Below are 13,513 nucleotides of genomic sequence, written 5' to 3' on the forward strand. Positions count from 1 at the left end.
CCAACCCAACGTACGACTCTTGGCACATGGACGACACCCTCGAACCGATCCGATTCGACACCAAGGTCGCGGTGCTGCTGCACGAGGACCTCGCGAGCTGGCAGGCGCTCAACGTCACGGCATTCCTCATCAGCGGCATCGCGACCGACAAGGAGCTCATCGGCGACCCCTACGAGGACGGCGACGGGACGGAGTACCTGCCGATGATCCGCCAGCCCATCGTGGTGTTCGCCGGCGACTCGGCGCAGCTCAAGGCGGTGCACGCCAAGGCGGTGTCCCGCGAGCTCGCCATGACGGTCTACACCCGCGAGATGTTCGCCACCGGCAATGACCGCGACAACCGGGCCGCCGTACGCGCCGTGCGTCGCGACGACCTCGACCTCGTCGGCATCGCCGTGCACGGGCCCAAGAACGGCGTCGACAAGGCGTTCAAGGGCGCCCAGCTCCACCCCTGACGCCGGATGTCGGTGGTTGAGGTGCGGAGCGAAGCGGAGCCTCGAAACCACCCGGTGGTTTCGAGACGCTCGTACCTCGCTCCGCAACCACCGAAGAGGGTCAGATCAGGCGGCGGTCGTTGGCCCAGCGGGTCAGCTCGTGGCGGCTCGAGAGCTGCAGCTTGCGGAGCACGCTGGAGACGTGCGTCTCGACGGTCTTGATCGAGATGAACAGCTCCTTGGCGACCTCCTTGTAGGCATAGCCGCGGGCGATCAGCCGCATGACCTCGCGCTCGCGCTCCGTCAGCCGGTCGATCTCCTCGTCGACCTGTGCGACCTCGATCGTGCCGGCGAACGCGTCGAGGACGAACCCCGCGAGCCGCGGCGAGAACACCGCGTCGCCCTGCGCGACCCGGTTGATCGCGTCGAGCAGCTCGGGGCCGGAGATGTTCTTGGTGACGTAACCGCGGGCGCCCGCCCGGATGATGCCGATGACGTCCTCGGCCGCGTCGCTGACCGACAGGGCCAGGAACTTGGTGTCGGGGTGCCGCAGGTGCAGCCGACGGATGACCTCGAGGCCGCCTCCGCCGGGCATGTGCACGTCGAGCAGCACGACGTCGGGACGGGTCTCGGCGATCACCGTGACCGCGCTGTCGACGTCCTCGGCCTCGGCGACGATGTCGACCGGCCCGTCGATCTCGGCCCGGACGCCGGTGCGGAACATCGCATGGTCGTCGACGATCGCGACGCGCAGTGTGGTCATGGGCTCACTTCTTCTGTCGGTACAGGTGCGGTGGGAGGTTCGGCCTGGTTGGTGTCGCCGCGGACGGGCACGCTCAGGGCGACCTCGGTGCCCTCGCCCGGCCTGCTGCGGATCGTGGCGGTGCCACCGTGGCGCTCGACGCGCCCGATGATCGAGCCTCGCACACCCATCCGGTCCTCGGCGATCGTGTCGGTGTCGAACCCGACGCCCCGGTCCCGGACGAACACCTCGACGGTACGTCCGTCGGTCTCGGCGTAGACGTCGACGCGGTCGACGCGCGCATGCTTGGCAGCGTTGATCATGGCCTCGCGGGCGGCCTTGGCGATCGCGGCGACATCAGGATCGAGCGCGGCGTCACCGACCGCGATGACCTCGACCGGTACGCGATGCGCGTCCTCGACGTCGGCGGCCGATGCCCGCAGCGCCGCGACGAGCGAGTCGCCGGGCTTCTCGTCGTTGCCGTAGAGCCAGGCCCGCAGCTCGCGCTCCTGCCGGCGGGCCAGCGTCGCGACGACCGCCGAGTCGCCGGCGTTCTTCTGCAGCAGCGCAAGGGTCTGCAGCACCGAGTCGTGCAGGTGCGCAGCGACGTCGGCGCGTTCCTGCGAACGTACGCGCTCGCGCCGTTCGTCCGACAGGTCACCGAGCAGCTTGGTGATCCACGGCCCGAGGATCAGCAGCAGGCCGAGGCCCGCGACCGCGACAGCGGAGGCCAGATCGACGATCGCGCTCCAGCCACGCTCCTGGCTCAGGAAGTAGATGCCGGCCGACGCGACGAGCACTGCCCCGGCGCCGACGCGCAGCGCGAACCCGAGACCGCGGGTCTGGCGCATCCAGCGCCCCCACGCGGCGTCGTCGAACTGGCGCCAGATCACGGCCAGGCCGATCACGCCGATCAGCAGCGGCGCGAACAGACCACCGGCGATGCCACGCCCGCTGGCCTGGATCATGAACATCACGCCGATGCCGACGGCGCCCAGGGCGATCGTCTGGAACACCTCGAACGCGCCGGGCCGGCCGCTCGTACGCAGCCCGCGGCGGGTGGCCGACTCGAGACCGGGTGAGAGGTCCGGCTGGCGCAGGGGCAGGAACCGCCAGAGCAACAGGTAGGCGATGACGCCCATGCCGTGGAACCACGTCGCCACGATGAAGGCCAGCCGGACATAGAGCACGGGGACGCCGAAGTGCCCGGCGACACCGGTCGCCACACCGCCGACGAGCCGGCGATCGGCCGGTCGGTAGGCACGGCGGTATTCGGTCACCCCATGATCGTCACACGTACGCGTGCACGCGCGCCATCAGGAACGTCCCTCCCGCACCCTGACTGGTCCCGGGTGGGATTCAGGGTCGTACCCGATGTGCCACAGGCCCGCCCTCGGACACGATGGGGGCATGAATGCAGAAGACACCCGCACCGTGCCGCCCGAAGGCGACTTCGAGCCGCACCGGATGCGCACCATCACCGACATGAAGCGGTCGAAGGACGACCGCCTCCTCGGCGGTGTGTGCGCCGGCGCCGCGAAGCACCTGAACATCGACCCCGTCATCGTGCGCGTCGTGATCGCGGTGCTGACGGTCGCCGGATTCGCCGGCGTCATCATCTACGCCGCCGCGTGGTTCCTGCTGCCGGCCGAGGGTGACGACAAGAGCGTCGCCGCCGACTGGTTCCACCTCGACAAGAACGAGGAGCAGGTACGCGTTGCGGGTCTCGTCGGCGCCGTCGTCCTGTCGGTGCTGGCCATCATCGGCGACGGTGGCTGGTTCTGGGACGGGGCGCCGTGGATCCTCGTGCCGATCGCGTTCGTCTACTACCTGATCGTGGTCCGTCCCCGCCGTCGCCGCCAGGCCGAGACCGCGCTCGCCGCGCAGTACGCCCCACCGGGTGTCGATCCCGCCGACGAGGCGGCTCGCGGCCCCGAGTTCGCCGCCGCCAAGGCGGGCCTCGTGGCGCGCGGCAAGCAGGACAAGGCGGGCCGCGACCGGTCGTGGACCCTCACCTGGCTGACCCTGTCGGTCGCCGCCATCGCCACCGCCGCGACGGGCATCTACGACGCGTACAACGACGGGCCGCACTGGACGGCATACGTCGCGGTCGCACTGGGCGTCGTGGCGGTCGGCCTGCTGGTCAGCACGCTGATCGGCAACGGCGGACCGCTGATCGGCTTCGGAGTCCTCCTGGCGATCGTCCTCGCGATCGGCTCGCTGCTGCCTCGCGGCGAGATCGGTGAACAGACCCCGAGGCCCGCGAACGCCACACAGGTCGAGTCGCACTACCGGCACGGCATCGGCCGGATCGAGCTCGATCTCACCGGGCTCAGCAACCCGCAGGCGCTGCTGGGCCGGACGATCAAGATCGACACCGGCATCGGCGAGACCAAGGTCATCGTGCCCACCGGAGTCAACGTCCGGGTCCTGTCCGACATCGACGCCGGCGAGATCCGCGTGTTCGACCGCAAGACGAACGGCACCGACACAGACCTCACCTATCCCGCGGCAGAAGCGGGCGCCGCCGTGACGATCGACATCAATCAACGCATCGGAGACATCGAGGTGATCCGCAGATGACCAGACACTCATTCCGCTGGGAAGGCCTGGCCTTCGGGCTGTTCTTCCTCTCCGCCATCGGCAACTGGGCGGTGTGGAAGCAGGACCTCATGTCGCCCCGCCAGCTCGGGCTCACAGCCTCGGCGGTCCTGATCGCGCTCGGACTGCTGGGCGTCGCCGCGACCGTGTGGCAGACCCGCCCGGCCAACCGCGCCCGCACGATTCCCGCCCACGACACCACGACAGACACCACCACCCCGGAAGGACCAGAAGATGAAGCAGCTCACCCGCAGCCGTGACGACAAGTGGGTCGGAGGCGTGTGCGGAGGCATCGCGACCTACACCGGCCTCGACGCCAACCTGATCCGCATCATGGTCGCCGTCGGCACCGTGCTCGGCTTCGGCTCACTGATCGTGGCGTACGTCGTCGCGTGGATCCTGATGCCCGCCGCACAGCCCGCCGGCCAGCAGACCGTGTGGGCGCAGGCTACTGACGTGCCGACCACTGAGAGCGTGCCAGCACCGCCGTCTGCGTGAAGTCGGAGAAGACGCCGTCGACCCCGGCGTCGAAGAACGCAAGGTACTCGCCCACGGCATCGCCGTGGGCGGCCTTGTCGTTGCCGGTCCGCAGGTTGGTCGGCAGGAAGTTGTTCTCGTTGCGCATCGTCCAGATGTGTACCATCAGCCCGGCGTCGTGAGCGTCGCGGACCAGCGCTGTCTGGCCGGCCAACCGGTACTTCTTGTCGCGGGCGATGACCTGGCTCTTGTTGGGCCCGATCCCGTCGGCGTACGTCGCGATCGTGGCCAGCTCCCGCGGTGCCACCAGGTCGGCGTACGTTCGCCGGTCGCGAGCCTCGATCAGGTCGTACGGCGCACCCTGCCGGTCCATCAGCTGGATCAGGGTCAGCGGCGTGCGGTCGCGGAGCCGGCGCAGGTTGCCGGTCTCCATCGACTGGATGATGATCTTGGCGCCGTCGTGGTTGACCCGCCGGCGCTCGAGGTTGGCGATCAGCAGGTCGTTGAGGTCGTGCCCGATGCCGGCGAAGTACGTCGGGTGCTTGGTCTCGACGTAGACGCCGATCGGCTCGTCGCGGCCCTCGCTCGCGTCCTCGGCGATGTTGAGCACCTCGTCGAACGTCAGGATCTTCTCGACGCCCTCCAGCGGGATGTTCTGCGGTCGCAGGGCCGGGAGCCGCTCGCGCACCCGGAGGGTCTTGATCTCCTCGAGCGTGAAGTCCTCGGTGAACCAGCCCGTGTGCGGGACGCCGTCGATGAACTTCGAGACCTTGCGGTCAGCGAACTCGGGGCGACTCGCGACATCGGTCGTGCCACCGATCTCGTTCTCGTGCCGGACGACGAGCACGCCGTCCTTGGTGCTGACGACGTCGGGCTCGATGTAGTCGGCGCCCTGCTCTACCGCCAGGAGGTACGAGGGGCGCGTGTGCTCGAGTCGCTCGCCGGGGACGCCGCGGTGGGCGATGACGATGGGTGCCGGGGACACATGTCAATCAAACCGCATGCGTGCCCGGTCGCGGGTCGGCGCGCACGAGACGTACGGCACCATCGCGGCGGGGATCGGCGGCCGCCACGAGGTGTCCGTCGTGCCGCCGGAGCGTCGCGGCGACGCCGCCGTAGTACATCGTCAGGTCGGTCTCGGTCTTGACGACCTCTTCCGGGCGGCCGGCGCGGTGCACGTGGACGCGCGGATGGTTGATCGCCTGCTGGAGGCCGAGCCGGCCGTTGACGAACCCGGCGAGCGCCTGGACGATCGCCGTCGTGATGCGGTCGGCCCCCGGCGAGCCGATGGCGATCGCGGAACCGTCGACGTGGTGGCCGACCGTCGGCGCCATGTTGGACAGCAGGCGGGTGCCCGGCGGGAGACCGTGCAGGCCGCGGGCGTTGAGCTCCTGCTCGCCGAGGCAGTTGTTGAGCCAGATGCCGGTGCCCTTCGCGATCATCCCCGAGCTGTAGCCCGACGACACCGTCACCGAGCACGCGCCGCCGTCGCTGTCGGTCGCCGACACGTGCGCGGTCGACCCGGACTCGAGCACCGCGAGATGGTCGTGGTCGACGAGTGCCAGGAACTCCGCTGCGTCCCGCTCGAGGTCGTCGGTGTGGTCCAGCACCCTGAGCCGGTGCCCCAGCACGGCGCGCTGCACGCGGATGAGGTGCTCGACGTCGTCGCTGTCCCACTCGGCGTACGGGCGGCCGTCGAGCATACGCAGCATCGCCGTCACGCACACCCCGCCGACGGACGGTGGCGGGTTGGTGCCGAACGTCCAGTCGCCGACCGTGCTCAGCAGCGACGGACGTACGACGGGCCGGTATGCCGCAAGGTCGTCGGGTCCCAGCACGCCGCCGCGGGCGATGACGTCCGCGCTGATGAGCCGGGCCAGGTCGCCGGTGTGGAGTGCGCTGGGTCCCTCGTCGGCGATCAGCTCGAGCGAGCCGACGAGATCGGGCATCACGATCAGGTCGGTCGTGACCTGTCCGTCCTCGTCGTGCAACGCGGCGTCGCTCTCGTCGTCCCAGCCGAAGATCAGGTCGTGGACGTGCTCGAGGTAGTAGCGCGATGCCGAGCCGAGCCGGAAGCCACCGCGAGCCACGTCGACCGACGGTGCGACGATCTCGCGCCACGGCAGGTGTCCCCAGCGCGCGTGGGCTGCGCCGAAGGCCGCGACGGACCCGTGCGCGGCGACCGAGCCGGGGCCGATCGTCGCGGTGACCCCGTCGCCGTAGTCGGTGTGGATGTCCCACGTGCCGCCGCCGAGGTCACGGCCGCGCCCCGGCATCTCCATCCAGCCGTCGACGGTCTGCGGCGCGCTGCCGTTCTGCGGCTGGACCGTGATGAACCCACCCGAGCTCAGCGACACGATCCCGATCTCGTTGACCATCGTCACGAGCACGGCTGCGAGTGCCGCGTCGACGGCATTGCCCCCGCTGCGGGCGATCTGCTCGCCGGCATCGGCTGCGGCCTCGTTGGGCGCGGCGATCGCGACGTCCGGCATCCCCGCAGGCTACTAGGCCTACGGAGCATGACCGGTAGAGTTCGGCGAAGGTGAGCCGGGAAGTCTGGTCGGCACGTTGTCGCCGACCCACCAGGAGCGCTTGTGTCCAAACCCCCTCCCCGCCTCTTTCAGCGCGGATCGTGGCCTGAAGCCTCGCGCATCGCCGACATCCTCCGCCAGGAGACGATCGGCGGGGCGCTGCTGATCGGGGCTGCCGTCATCGCGCTGGTGGCGGCGAACCTCGGAGACGGCTACGCCGATCTGCGCGACACCGTCGTGGGCCCGTCAGCCCTGCACCTGGACCTGAGCCTCGGGACGTGGGCCGCCGACGGACTGCTGGCGATCTTCTTCTTCATCGCCGGGCTCGAGCTCAAGCGGGAGTTCGTGGCCGGCGACCTCCGCGATCCCAGGCGAGCTGCCATTCCCGTCCTCGCAGCAGTGGGGGGCATGGCCGTGCCCGCGCTGCTCTTCACCCTGGTCAACGCGGGAGGTGCACTGCGCGGCTGGGCGATCCCGACGGCCACCGACATCGCGTTCGCGCTTGCCGTGCTCGCGGTCATCAGCACCCATCTGCCGTCGGGCCTGCGGACGTTTCTGTTGACGCTGGCGATCGTCGACGACCTGCTGGCCATCATGATCATCGCGATCTTCTACACCGACGACCTGCAGCCCATGTGGCTCCTCGTCGCCGCCGTCCCGCTCGCGGCCTTCACCGTGTTGGTCCAGCGACGGGTGCGAACGTGGTGGATCCTGCTCCCGCTCGCAGCACTGGCGTGGGGATGCGTGCATGCTTCGGGCATCCACGCCACTGTTGCCGGCGTCCTGCTGGGCTTCGCAGTGCCGGTCCTCCGGCGCGACGGCTCGGACGGTCCGGGGCTCGCCGAGCACTTCGAGCACGTCTTCCGGCCGCTCTCCTCGGCGGTTGCCGTCCCGATCTTCGCCTTCTTCTCCGCCGGCGTGGCAGTCGGCGGGTGGGACGGATTCAGTGGCGCGCTCAGCGATCCCATCACGATCGGCATCATCGTCGGCCTGTTCGTCGGCAAGTCTCTGGGGATCTTCGGCGCCACCTGGCTGGCAGCCCGCTTCACACGCGCAGACCTCGACGAAGATCTGGCCTGGATCGACGTCCTGGGTCTTGCGATGCTCGCCGGCGTCGGCTTCACGGTGTCGCTGCTGATCGGCGAGCTCGCCTACGGTGCCGGCAGCCTCGCCGACGAGCACGTCAAGGTCGGGGTCCTCCTCGGCTCCTTGGTGTCCGCTCTTGCAGCGGCCGTGGTGCTTCGCGCGCGCAACCGGCACTACCGACTGGTCGAGGAGCGGGAACGCGTCGACGACGACAACGACGGAATCCCCGACGCCTTCCAGTGAGCGCGCGTCGCGATGCGGACCGCCGTCTCACCCTGTGACCCAGGTCACAAGTGACTACCTGTCTAGTCCTAAAGAACTATATGCACACTCTGTGGGTAACTCTGTGAACATCGACACACCTGCAATTGCAGCGGATCCGCCGATTCGCTCTCCGCGACGTCACAGCGTCGCCGACCAACGGGTGTAGCCAGGACGCACCCGGACCACGTCGTCGATCGACTCGATGTCCTCCCACAGGACGAGGAACGACCCTCGCTGGCGCCGTTCGAACCACCACGCGAGCGGTGCCGGCGACCTGACAGACGTACGTTCGTAGCCGAGGAAGCCGTGCCGGTGCTTGCCGGCGACGATCAGCCCGACCAGCTGCGCATCCGCCAGCAACGGGCCGGGCGAGCCGTCGATGGCGAACCGGCAGTCCGCGACGTAGCCGAGGCGCCCTTCGGGGCCCACGACCGGCAGGCTCAAGATGTCATTCAGGAGCATGACGGCCTCCTGGGATGCGGGCTATCACATGGTCGCGGACCCAGCGCTCGGACCAGGTCACGTCGAACGAGGCTCCCGGTTCGCCGAGCTCGATCGCGGTGCCCACGTTCCGGACTGCGGACCACGGCACGCGATGCAACCGCGACGCCGGCGGCCGGCCGCCGAACATACGGGGCAGGATCCCCGAGTTGAGCACGAGATTCGTCACGACGGGCGGCGACGCCGGATCCAGCTCACGGCCCGGCTCGATGCCGTCGACCTCGATGTTGTCGACGTGGCCGATCGGCACGTCGTCACGGTCGAGGACCTGGCGGTCGAGGATGTGCAGCTCGACGTCCAGCACCTGGCCGGGCGACTCGTGCTGGGGCAGATCGGGCATCAGGCACCGGCTTTCGTCAGGATCATCAGCGGGATCGCCGCGATCGCGGCCACCAGGATCAGCGCGAGGTAGACCGTCGACACCGCGTTCATCAGCCGGCCGTTGACGTGCTCGCCGACGTACTGCGGATCGTTCGCGACGACCAGGATCGGCAGGTACGTCAGAGGCAGGGCGATGGCGGAGAAGACGACGGAGTACTCCGTCACGAGGATCGGGTCGACCCCGGTGAGCAGCACGAGCACCGCGACGACGAGGCAGATGATCATCGTCAGGTGGAAGCGTGCGGCCTCGGCGGGCCGGCGGAACTTGCCCCACGACCAGCCGTTGAACTGGGCCAGCGCGTAGCCCGCCGACAGGCCGGTCTCGAGCGCGGCGCCGAAGGTCGCGGCGACGACACCGAGGATCACAACCGCCAGGCCGAGCTGGCCGGCGCCCATCGCCACCGGGAACACGGTCTGCGACAGTGCGTCGACGTCGATGCCACGAGGCAGCAGGACGGTCGCCGCGCAGCCGGCGATGCACAGCGACAGCAGCCCGCCCAGCGGAAAGCCGACCAGGACGTTGGCCCGCGAGGTGACGAGGTCCTCCTCGGTCCACTTCTCCTCGACCCCGCCTGAGGAGAAGAAGAACACCTCGTACGGCGTCATGGCGGCGCCGAACAGCGCGATCGCGTAGTACCAGTACGTCAGCGGCGTCTCCCGTGGGTGCGACGTCTGCTGCAGGGCCTGGGTCTTGAGGTCGCCCCAGTCCGGGCCCAGCAGGAACAGGCTGACGCCGAACACGACGAGGGCCAGCCCGAGCAGGCCGGCGACGTTCTCCATGACCGAGAACTTGACCCGCCAGATCACGAGCCACACCGCGAACGCTGCCAGCGGGATCCACAACAGGGGTTGGACGCCACTGGCGAGCTGAAGCGCCAGCGCGACGCCGCCGACCTCGGCTGTGAGGGTCATGACCGTGATCAGCACCGACGCGCCCAGGTTGGCCGCGCCCGCCCGGGGGCCGAGCCGCTCACGGATGATCTCGAACGTGGCCCGGCCACTGATTGCGGCGACCCGACCGGACATCTGCGCGAACAGGCAGATCCCGACGACTCCGACCACGACGACCCAGGCCAGGGACATCCCGAACCGTGACCCGACGACGGCATTGGTGACGAGGTCGCCGATGTCGACGAACCCGCCGATCGCGGTGAGGATGCCGAGCGCGACGGCGAAGTACTTCTTCATCGCGGAGCCTCGAGGTTGCCGGCGAGATCCCCGAGGTCCGTCGCGACCGTCTCCAGCTCGTCGAGCGCGTCGCGGACGCTCGGGGCGCCGGGAAATCCGGCCAGCGCCTCGCTCGCGTGCCGGATCGCGGTGTCGGCATCGCCCAAGGCCTTGGTCACGGCCTCGAGCTGCGCGGCAGTGCGCCGGTCGGTGGGCTTGAACGCCGAGGCCGTGCTCGATGCGGACGACAGGCGGGTGCCGGCCTCGTCGACCATCGCCTCGGCGAAGCTGCCCGTCGTGTCGCCGTCCTCCGACGAGGTGAGCGCGAGCCTGGCCGTGCCGACCGCCGACTGCGCCTCACGCACGCCCATCGACATGTCCCGGGGGCTGCCGGAGCATCCTGACACGAGCAACGCGATCGCCCCGATCGTGGCAACCACCACTCGCAAGCGCATCACGATCCTTTCGCCCGTGCGCAGATTCACGCCACTGGTCGACATACCCACTGGTCAGCGCGTCAAACGCGCGTTTGTCACAGCCCGTCAGGGGTATGTGGGCCGCGACATGAATCCACAGGTCCTGAGCCCTCACCCGCACGATGCGCGGCCCGATCCCACAGAGCGGCCGCGCCCACGCCGAGGGTTCCTCGACTGCCGGGGCGAGTGGCAGGACCTCGACGACAAGGATGACGATGCTGCTCCCTAAGGCACGCGGCGAGCTGAGCGAAGCGCTGTACGACGCCCTCCGCTCGGAGACCGGCGAGGTCGGGAGCCTGCACCTGCAGCCGACGGACGGCGATGACGCGCAGATCGCCCTCTGGGCGATGTACGAGCTCCACTACGCCGGCTTCGAGGATGCCGGCGACGAGATGGAGTGGCACCCGGACGTGCTGCGGCTGCGACGGAGGCTCGAACGCGACTTCGAGGCCGAGCTGCGGGCTCGCCACACCGCCACCACCCTCGACGAGCCGTTCGCCGAGTCGCTGTTCTCGTTCATCGCCGACCACGACGGGCCGTCCCTTGCCGCATACGTCCAGCGCAAGGCCGATCGCGAGCAGGTGCTCGAGCTGCTGCGGCACCGCTCGATCTACCACCTCAAGGAGTCCGACCCGATTGCGTGGGTCGTGCCCAGGCTTCCGACGGCGCCCAAGGCGGCGTTGATGGAGCTGCAGTTCGACGAGTACGGCGACGGCGACCCCAACCGGCTGCATGCCCACCTGTTCGCCCTGGGCCTCGAGGCCGCCGGGCTGCGCCCGGACCTGTATGCATACATCGACGACGTGCCCGTGGAGATCCTCGAGCTCAACAACGCCATGTCCCTGTTCGGGCTGCACCGCCGACTGCGTGCTGCGGCACTGGGCCACCTCGCTGCGTTCGAGGCGACCAGCTCGTTACCGTCCCGTCGGATGGCGCAGGGACTCGCGAGGCTGGAGCTCCCGCCCGAGATGATCGCCTACTACGAGGAGCACGTCGAGGCCGACGCGGTGCACGAACAGCTCGCCGTCCGTACGATCTGCGGATCCCTCGTCGCCGAGGAGCCTCAGCTCGTCGACGACGTCGTGTTCGGGGCGTTCACGTGCCTCGACCTCGAGGACCGCTACGCGCAGCGGATGCTGGACGAGTGGGCGGCGGCATGACGGAGCACGGCTTCGAGCACCCCGACGTCATCGTGTGCCCCGGTGGCCCGTTGCTGCTGCGCGGCGAGCACGTCGTCGAGGACGCGGACGGCAACACGCACGCGACCCAGCGCCCGGTGAGCGCCGTGTGCCGGTGCGGCAAGTCCGCCGACCAGCCCTGGTGCGACGGCACGCACAAGGTGCTGCCGGCCCGCGACCGTCCCTAAGGGCGGTGCAGGGTTCGGGTCGCCGGGCCTTCCAGCACCTCGCCCTCGGGGGTGAACCTCGAGCCGTGCAGCGGGCAGTCCCAGCTCTTCTCCTGGTCGTTCCACGAGAGGATCCCGCCGAGGTGTGTGCAGACGGCGCGCACGGCACACGTACGCCCGTCGACGGTCGAGACGCCGGTCGGCAGGACACCGTCGCGGCCGACCTCGCCGCTGCCCTCCGGCGGCGACTCCGGCGCGGTCTGCAGCTCGGCCTGCACGATCCCCTTGGCCAGCTCCACACCGACACCGAGGTTGAGCTCCGCGATCTTCGCCGCTCCTTGGGGCCGGGTGATCCGGCGCGACATCGGCTTCGACCAGGACACCGGCTCACCCAGCAGGCTCGAGGTCAGGTTGCGAGCCGCCGCGACGGCGTTCGTCATGCCCCACTTGTCGAAGCCCGTCGCGACGTGGATGTGCCCGCCACCGCGCGGCAGCTTGCCGACGTACGGGATGCCGTCGTGCGACTGGTAGTCCTGGGCCGACCACACGTGCGTCTCGACCGCGCCGGCGAAGTACTTTGCCGTCCACTCCCGCAGCTCGTCGACGTGCCTGGCCTCGGAGTCCGTACGTCCGACGGTGTGCCCGTTGCCGCCGATCATGAGCTTCGTCGTCCCGTCGCCGCGCGGCACGTCGCGGATCGATCGTGAGGGCTGGCCGGCCGACAGGCTCATCGGCAGCGGTGTCGTCGCGAAGTCGAACGCCAGCGCGTAGGACCGCAGCGGCTCGAGCTTGGCGAAGTAGAAGCCGCGATCGAGGATCGGGGTGCCGGTCGCCAGGACGATGTCGTCGGCGGACAGCTCGGTGCCGTCGTCGAGCCGCACGGTCGGGCGGCCGGTCTTGCTGGCGCTGACGACCCGGTGACCCTCGTGGATCGTGCCGCCGTGCTCACGCACCTGGCTCGCCAGTGCGGTGAGCACGTCGACGGGGTCGAACTGGTACTGGCCCGGGAGCACCGTGCCCCCGTGGTTGGGGAACGGCAGGTCGAGATCGTCGTGCCACTGCACGTCGAGTCCCAGCGACCGGGCGGCGTCGTGCTCGCTCCGTGCTGCGTCGACCTGGTGGATCTCGGCCGCGTACGTGATCGCGTCGCGCGCCTGCACCGGTACGTCGTGATCCGCACAGAAACGCACCAGCCACTGCTGGCCCTCGAGGTTGCCGTCGACGTACGCCTGCGCGACCTGGTGCGACTGCTTCTGCAGGATCGTGGACAGCTTGGTGCCCTGCAGCAGCGAGAGCTTCGCGGTCGTGTTGCCCGTGGCCAGGGCGCCCACGTGCCGGGCCTCGACGACCGCCACCCGGCAACCTGCGCGGGCCAGGAGCAGGGCGGTCGTGAGGCCGGTCAAGCCGGCGCCGATCACCAGGTCGTGGAGCTCCTCGTCCACCGGGAGGGTGTCGGTCTCGGGCAGGTCGGGGCGGTCGAGCCACAGCGAGGTCATGCCTCGGCCATA

16 protein-coding genes are annotated in these 13,513 nt (G+C 69.6%); 7 read left to right on the forward strand and 9 right to left on the reverse strand.

Going from position 1 to position 13,513, the window contains the following annotated elements:
* Positions 1 to 26 precede the first annotated feature (26 nt).
* A complete protein-coding gene (locus BOSE46_RS17435) occupies positions 27 to 455 on the forward strand; it encodes a DUF2000 domain-containing protein (RefSeq protein WP_159541442.1) in 429 nt (142 codons plus the stop codon).
* A gap of 100 nt (positions 456 to 555) precedes the next feature.
* Here the strand turns inward: BOSE46_RS17435 and BOSE46_RS17440 are convergent, their stop codons facing one another.
* Both BOSE46_RS17440 and BOSE46_RS17445 read right to left on the reverse strand, forming a co-directional pair.
* The gene (locus BOSE46_RS17440; protein ID WP_159541443.1) at positions 556 to 1,197 is read right to left on the reverse strand and encodes a response regulator transcription factor; all 642 of its coding nucleotides are present in this window, start codon (positions 1,195 to 1,197) and stop codon (positions 556 to 558) included.
* Entirely contained in the window at positions 1,194 to 2,456 is a 1,263-nt protein-coding gene (locus tag BOSE46_RS17445) for an ATP-binding protein (protein ID WP_159541444.1), read from the reverse strand. The genes BOSE46_RS17440 and BOSE46_RS17445 overlap by 4 nt, the downstream gene beginning before the upstream one ends.
* A 130-nt stretch (positions 2,457 to 2,586) precedes the next feature.
* Here BOSE46_RS17445 and BOSE46_RS17450 point away from each other — a divergent pair, with 130 nt between their 5' ends.
* The 3 genes from BOSE46_RS17450 to BOSE46_RS17460 are packed head-to-tail and all read left to right on the forward strand — an operon-like array spanning position 2,587 to position 4,275.
* Positions 2,587 to 3,759 (forward strand): PspC domain-containing protein, encoded by a 1,173-nt coding sequence (locus tag BOSE46_RS17450; RefSeq protein WP_159541445.1) that lies wholly within the window; start codon positions 2,587 to 2,589, stop codon positions 3,757 to 3,759.
* A complete protein-coding gene (locus BOSE46_RS17455) occupies positions 3,756 to 4,037 on the forward strand; it encodes a hypothetical protein (protein ID WP_159541446.1) in 282 nt (93 codons plus the stop codon). Before BOSE46_RS17450 ends, BOSE46_RS17455 begins: the two co-directional genes overlap by 4 nt.
* Entirely contained in the window at positions 4,012 to 4,275 is a 264-nt protein-coding gene (locus BOSE46_RS17460) for a PspC domain-containing protein (protein WP_159541447.1), read from the forward strand. The genes BOSE46_RS17455 and BOSE46_RS17460 overlap by 26 nt, the downstream gene beginning before the upstream one ends.
* Here the strand turns inward: BOSE46_RS17460 and BOSE46_RS17465 are convergent.
* Positions 4,226 to 5,239, reverse strand: coding sequence for a glycerophosphodiester phosphodiesterase (locus BOSE46_RS17465; RefSeq protein WP_159541448.1), 1,014 nt, complete (start codon positions 5,237 to 5,239; stop codon positions 4,226 to 4,228). The genes BOSE46_RS17460 and BOSE46_RS17465 overlap by 50 nt on opposite strands.
* A gap of 7 nt (positions 5,240 to 5,246) precedes the next feature.
* Positions 5,247 to 6,746: a gamma-glutamyltransferase gene (locus BOSE46_RS17470; RefSeq protein ID WP_159541449.1), complete on the reverse strand. Its 1,500-nt coding sequence runs from the start codon at positions 6,744 to 6,746 to the stop codon at positions 5,247 to 5,249.
* Between the two features lie 102 nt (positions 6,747 to 6,848).
* Between BOSE46_RS17470 and nhaA the strand changes: the two genes are divergently transcribed.
* Positions 6,849 to 8,114, forward strand: coding sequence for a Na+/H+ antiporter NhaA (gene nhaA / locus BOSE46_RS17475; RefSeq protein ID WP_159541450.1), 1,266 nt, complete (start codon positions 6,849 to 6,851; stop codon positions 8,112 to 8,114).
* A 159-nt stretch (positions 8,115 to 8,273) separates the two neighbouring features.
* Here the strand turns inward: nhaA and BOSE46_RS17480 are convergent, their stop codons facing one another.
* From BOSE46_RS17480 to BOSE46_RS17495, 4 genes are read right to left on the reverse strand one after another with little or no spacing between them, the layout of a single operon-like run.
* The gene (locus BOSE46_RS17480; protein ID WP_159541451.1) at positions 8,274 to 8,597 is read right to left on the reverse strand and encodes a PRC-barrel domain containing protein; all 324 of its coding nucleotides are present in this window, start codon (positions 8,595 to 8,597) and stop codon (positions 8,274 to 8,276) included.
* Positions 8,584 to 8,976 (reverse strand): PRC-barrel domain-containing protein, encoded by a 393-nt coding sequence (locus BOSE46_RS17485; protein ID WP_159541452.1) that lies wholly within the window; start codon positions 8,974 to 8,976, stop codon positions 8,584 to 8,586. The genes BOSE46_RS17480 and BOSE46_RS17485 overlap by 14 nt, the downstream gene beginning before the upstream one ends.
* Positions 8,976 to 10,205, reverse strand: coding sequence for an NRAMP family divalent metal transporter (locus tag BOSE46_RS17490; RefSeq protein ID WP_159541453.1), 1,230 nt, complete (start codon positions 10,203 to 10,205; stop codon positions 8,976 to 8,978). Before BOSE46_RS17490 ends, BOSE46_RS17485 begins: the two co-directional genes overlap by 1 nt.
* Positions 10,202 to 10,639, reverse strand: coding sequence for a hypothetical protein (locus BOSE46_RS17495; protein ID WP_159541454.1), 438 nt, complete (start codon positions 10,637 to 10,639; stop codon positions 10,202 to 10,204). Before BOSE46_RS17495 ends, BOSE46_RS17490 begins: the two co-directional genes overlap by 4 nt.
* A 236-nt stretch (positions 10,640 to 10,875) precedes the next feature.
* On the opposite strand from BOSE46_RS17495, the gene BOSE46_RS17500 reads away from it, so the two are divergent.
* Together BOSE46_RS17500 and BOSE46_RS17505 are read left to right on the forward strand one after the other, a co-directional pair.
* Positions 10,876 to 11,820 carry an iron-containing redox enzyme family protein gene (locus tag BOSE46_RS17500; protein WP_159541455.1) on the forward strand — a complete coding sequence of 315 codons (945 nt, stop codon included), beginning with the start codon at positions 10,876 to 10,878 and terminating at the stop codon, positions 11,818 to 11,820.
* Positions 11,817 to 12,026, forward strand: a complete 210-nt coding sequence (locus BOSE46_RS17505; RefSeq protein WP_159541456.1) for a CDGSH iron-sulfur domain-containing protein — start codon at positions 11,817 to 11,819, stop codon at positions 12,024 to 12,026. Before BOSE46_RS17500 ends, BOSE46_RS17505 begins: the two co-directional genes overlap by 4 nt.
* Here BOSE46_RS17505 and BOSE46_RS17510 read toward each other — a convergent pair.
* Complete coding sequence (locus tag BOSE46_RS17510) at positions 12,023 to 13,501, reverse strand: FAD-dependent oxidoreductase (RefSeq protein ID WP_159541457.1); 1,479 nt, start codon at positions 13,499 to 13,501, stop codon at positions 12,023 to 12,025. The two genes, BOSE46_RS17505 and BOSE46_RS17510, sit on opposite strands and share 4 nt — an antisense overlap.
* Positions 13,502 to 13,513 lie beyond the last annotated feature (12 nt).

The organism is Aeromicrobium sp. 9AM, assembly GCF_902506105.1.
Taxonomy (GTDB): Bacteria; Actinomycetota; Actinomycetes; order Propionibacteriales; family Nocardioidaceae; genus Aeromicrobium.

Coding starts and splice junctions, on each gene's coding strand:
- BOSE46_RS17435 (WP_159541442.1), top strand. CDS start 27: ATGGACGACACCCTCGAACCGATCCGATTCGACACCAAGGTCGCGGTG.
- BOSE46_RS17440 (WP_159541443.1), bottom strand. CDS start 1,197: ATGACCACACTGCGCGTCGCGATCGTCGACGACCATGCGATGTTCCGC.
- BOSE46_RS17450 (WP_159541445.1), top strand. CDS start 2,587: ATGAATGCAGAAGACACCCGCACCGTGCCGCCCGAAGGCGACTTCGAG.
- BOSE46_RS17455 (WP_159541446.1), top strand. CDS start 3,756: ATGACCAGACACTCATTCCGCTGGGAAGGCCTGGCCTTCGGGCTGTTC.
- BOSE46_RS17460 (WP_159541447.1), top strand. CDS start 4,012: ATGAAGCAGCTCACCCGCAGCCGTGACGACAAGTGGGTCGGAGGCGTG.
- BOSE46_RS17470 (WP_159541449.1), bottom strand. CDS start 6,746: ATGCCGGACGTCGCGATCGCCGCGCCCAACGAGGCCGCAGCCGATGCC.
- BOSE46_RS17480 (WP_159541451.1), bottom strand. CDS start 8,597: ATGCTCCTGAATGACATCTTGAGCCTGCCGGTCGTGGGCCCCGAAGGG.
- BOSE46_RS17485 (WP_159541452.1), bottom strand. CDS start 8,976: ATGCCCGATCTGCCCCAGCACGAGTCGCCCGGCCAGGTGCTGGACGTC.
- BOSE46_RS17490 (WP_159541453.1), bottom strand. CDS start 10,205: ATGAAGAAGTACTTCGCCGTCGCGCTCGGCATCCTCACCGCGATCGGC.
- BOSE46_RS17495 (WP_159541454.1), bottom strand. CDS start 10,639: ATGCGCTTGCGAGTGGTGGTTGCCACGATCGGGGCGATCGCGTTGCTC.
- BOSE46_RS17500 (WP_159541455.1), top strand. CDS start 10,876: ATGCTGCTCCCTAAGGCACGCGGCGAGCTGAGCGAAGCGCTGTACGAC.
- BOSE46_RS17505 (WP_159541456.1), top strand. CDS start 11,817: ATGACGGAGCACGGCTTCGAGCACCCCGACGTCATCGTGTGCCCCGGT.
- BOSE46_RS17510 (WP_159541457.1), bottom strand. CDS start 13,501: ATGACCTCGCTGTGGCTCGACCGCCCCGACCTGCCCGAGACCGACACC.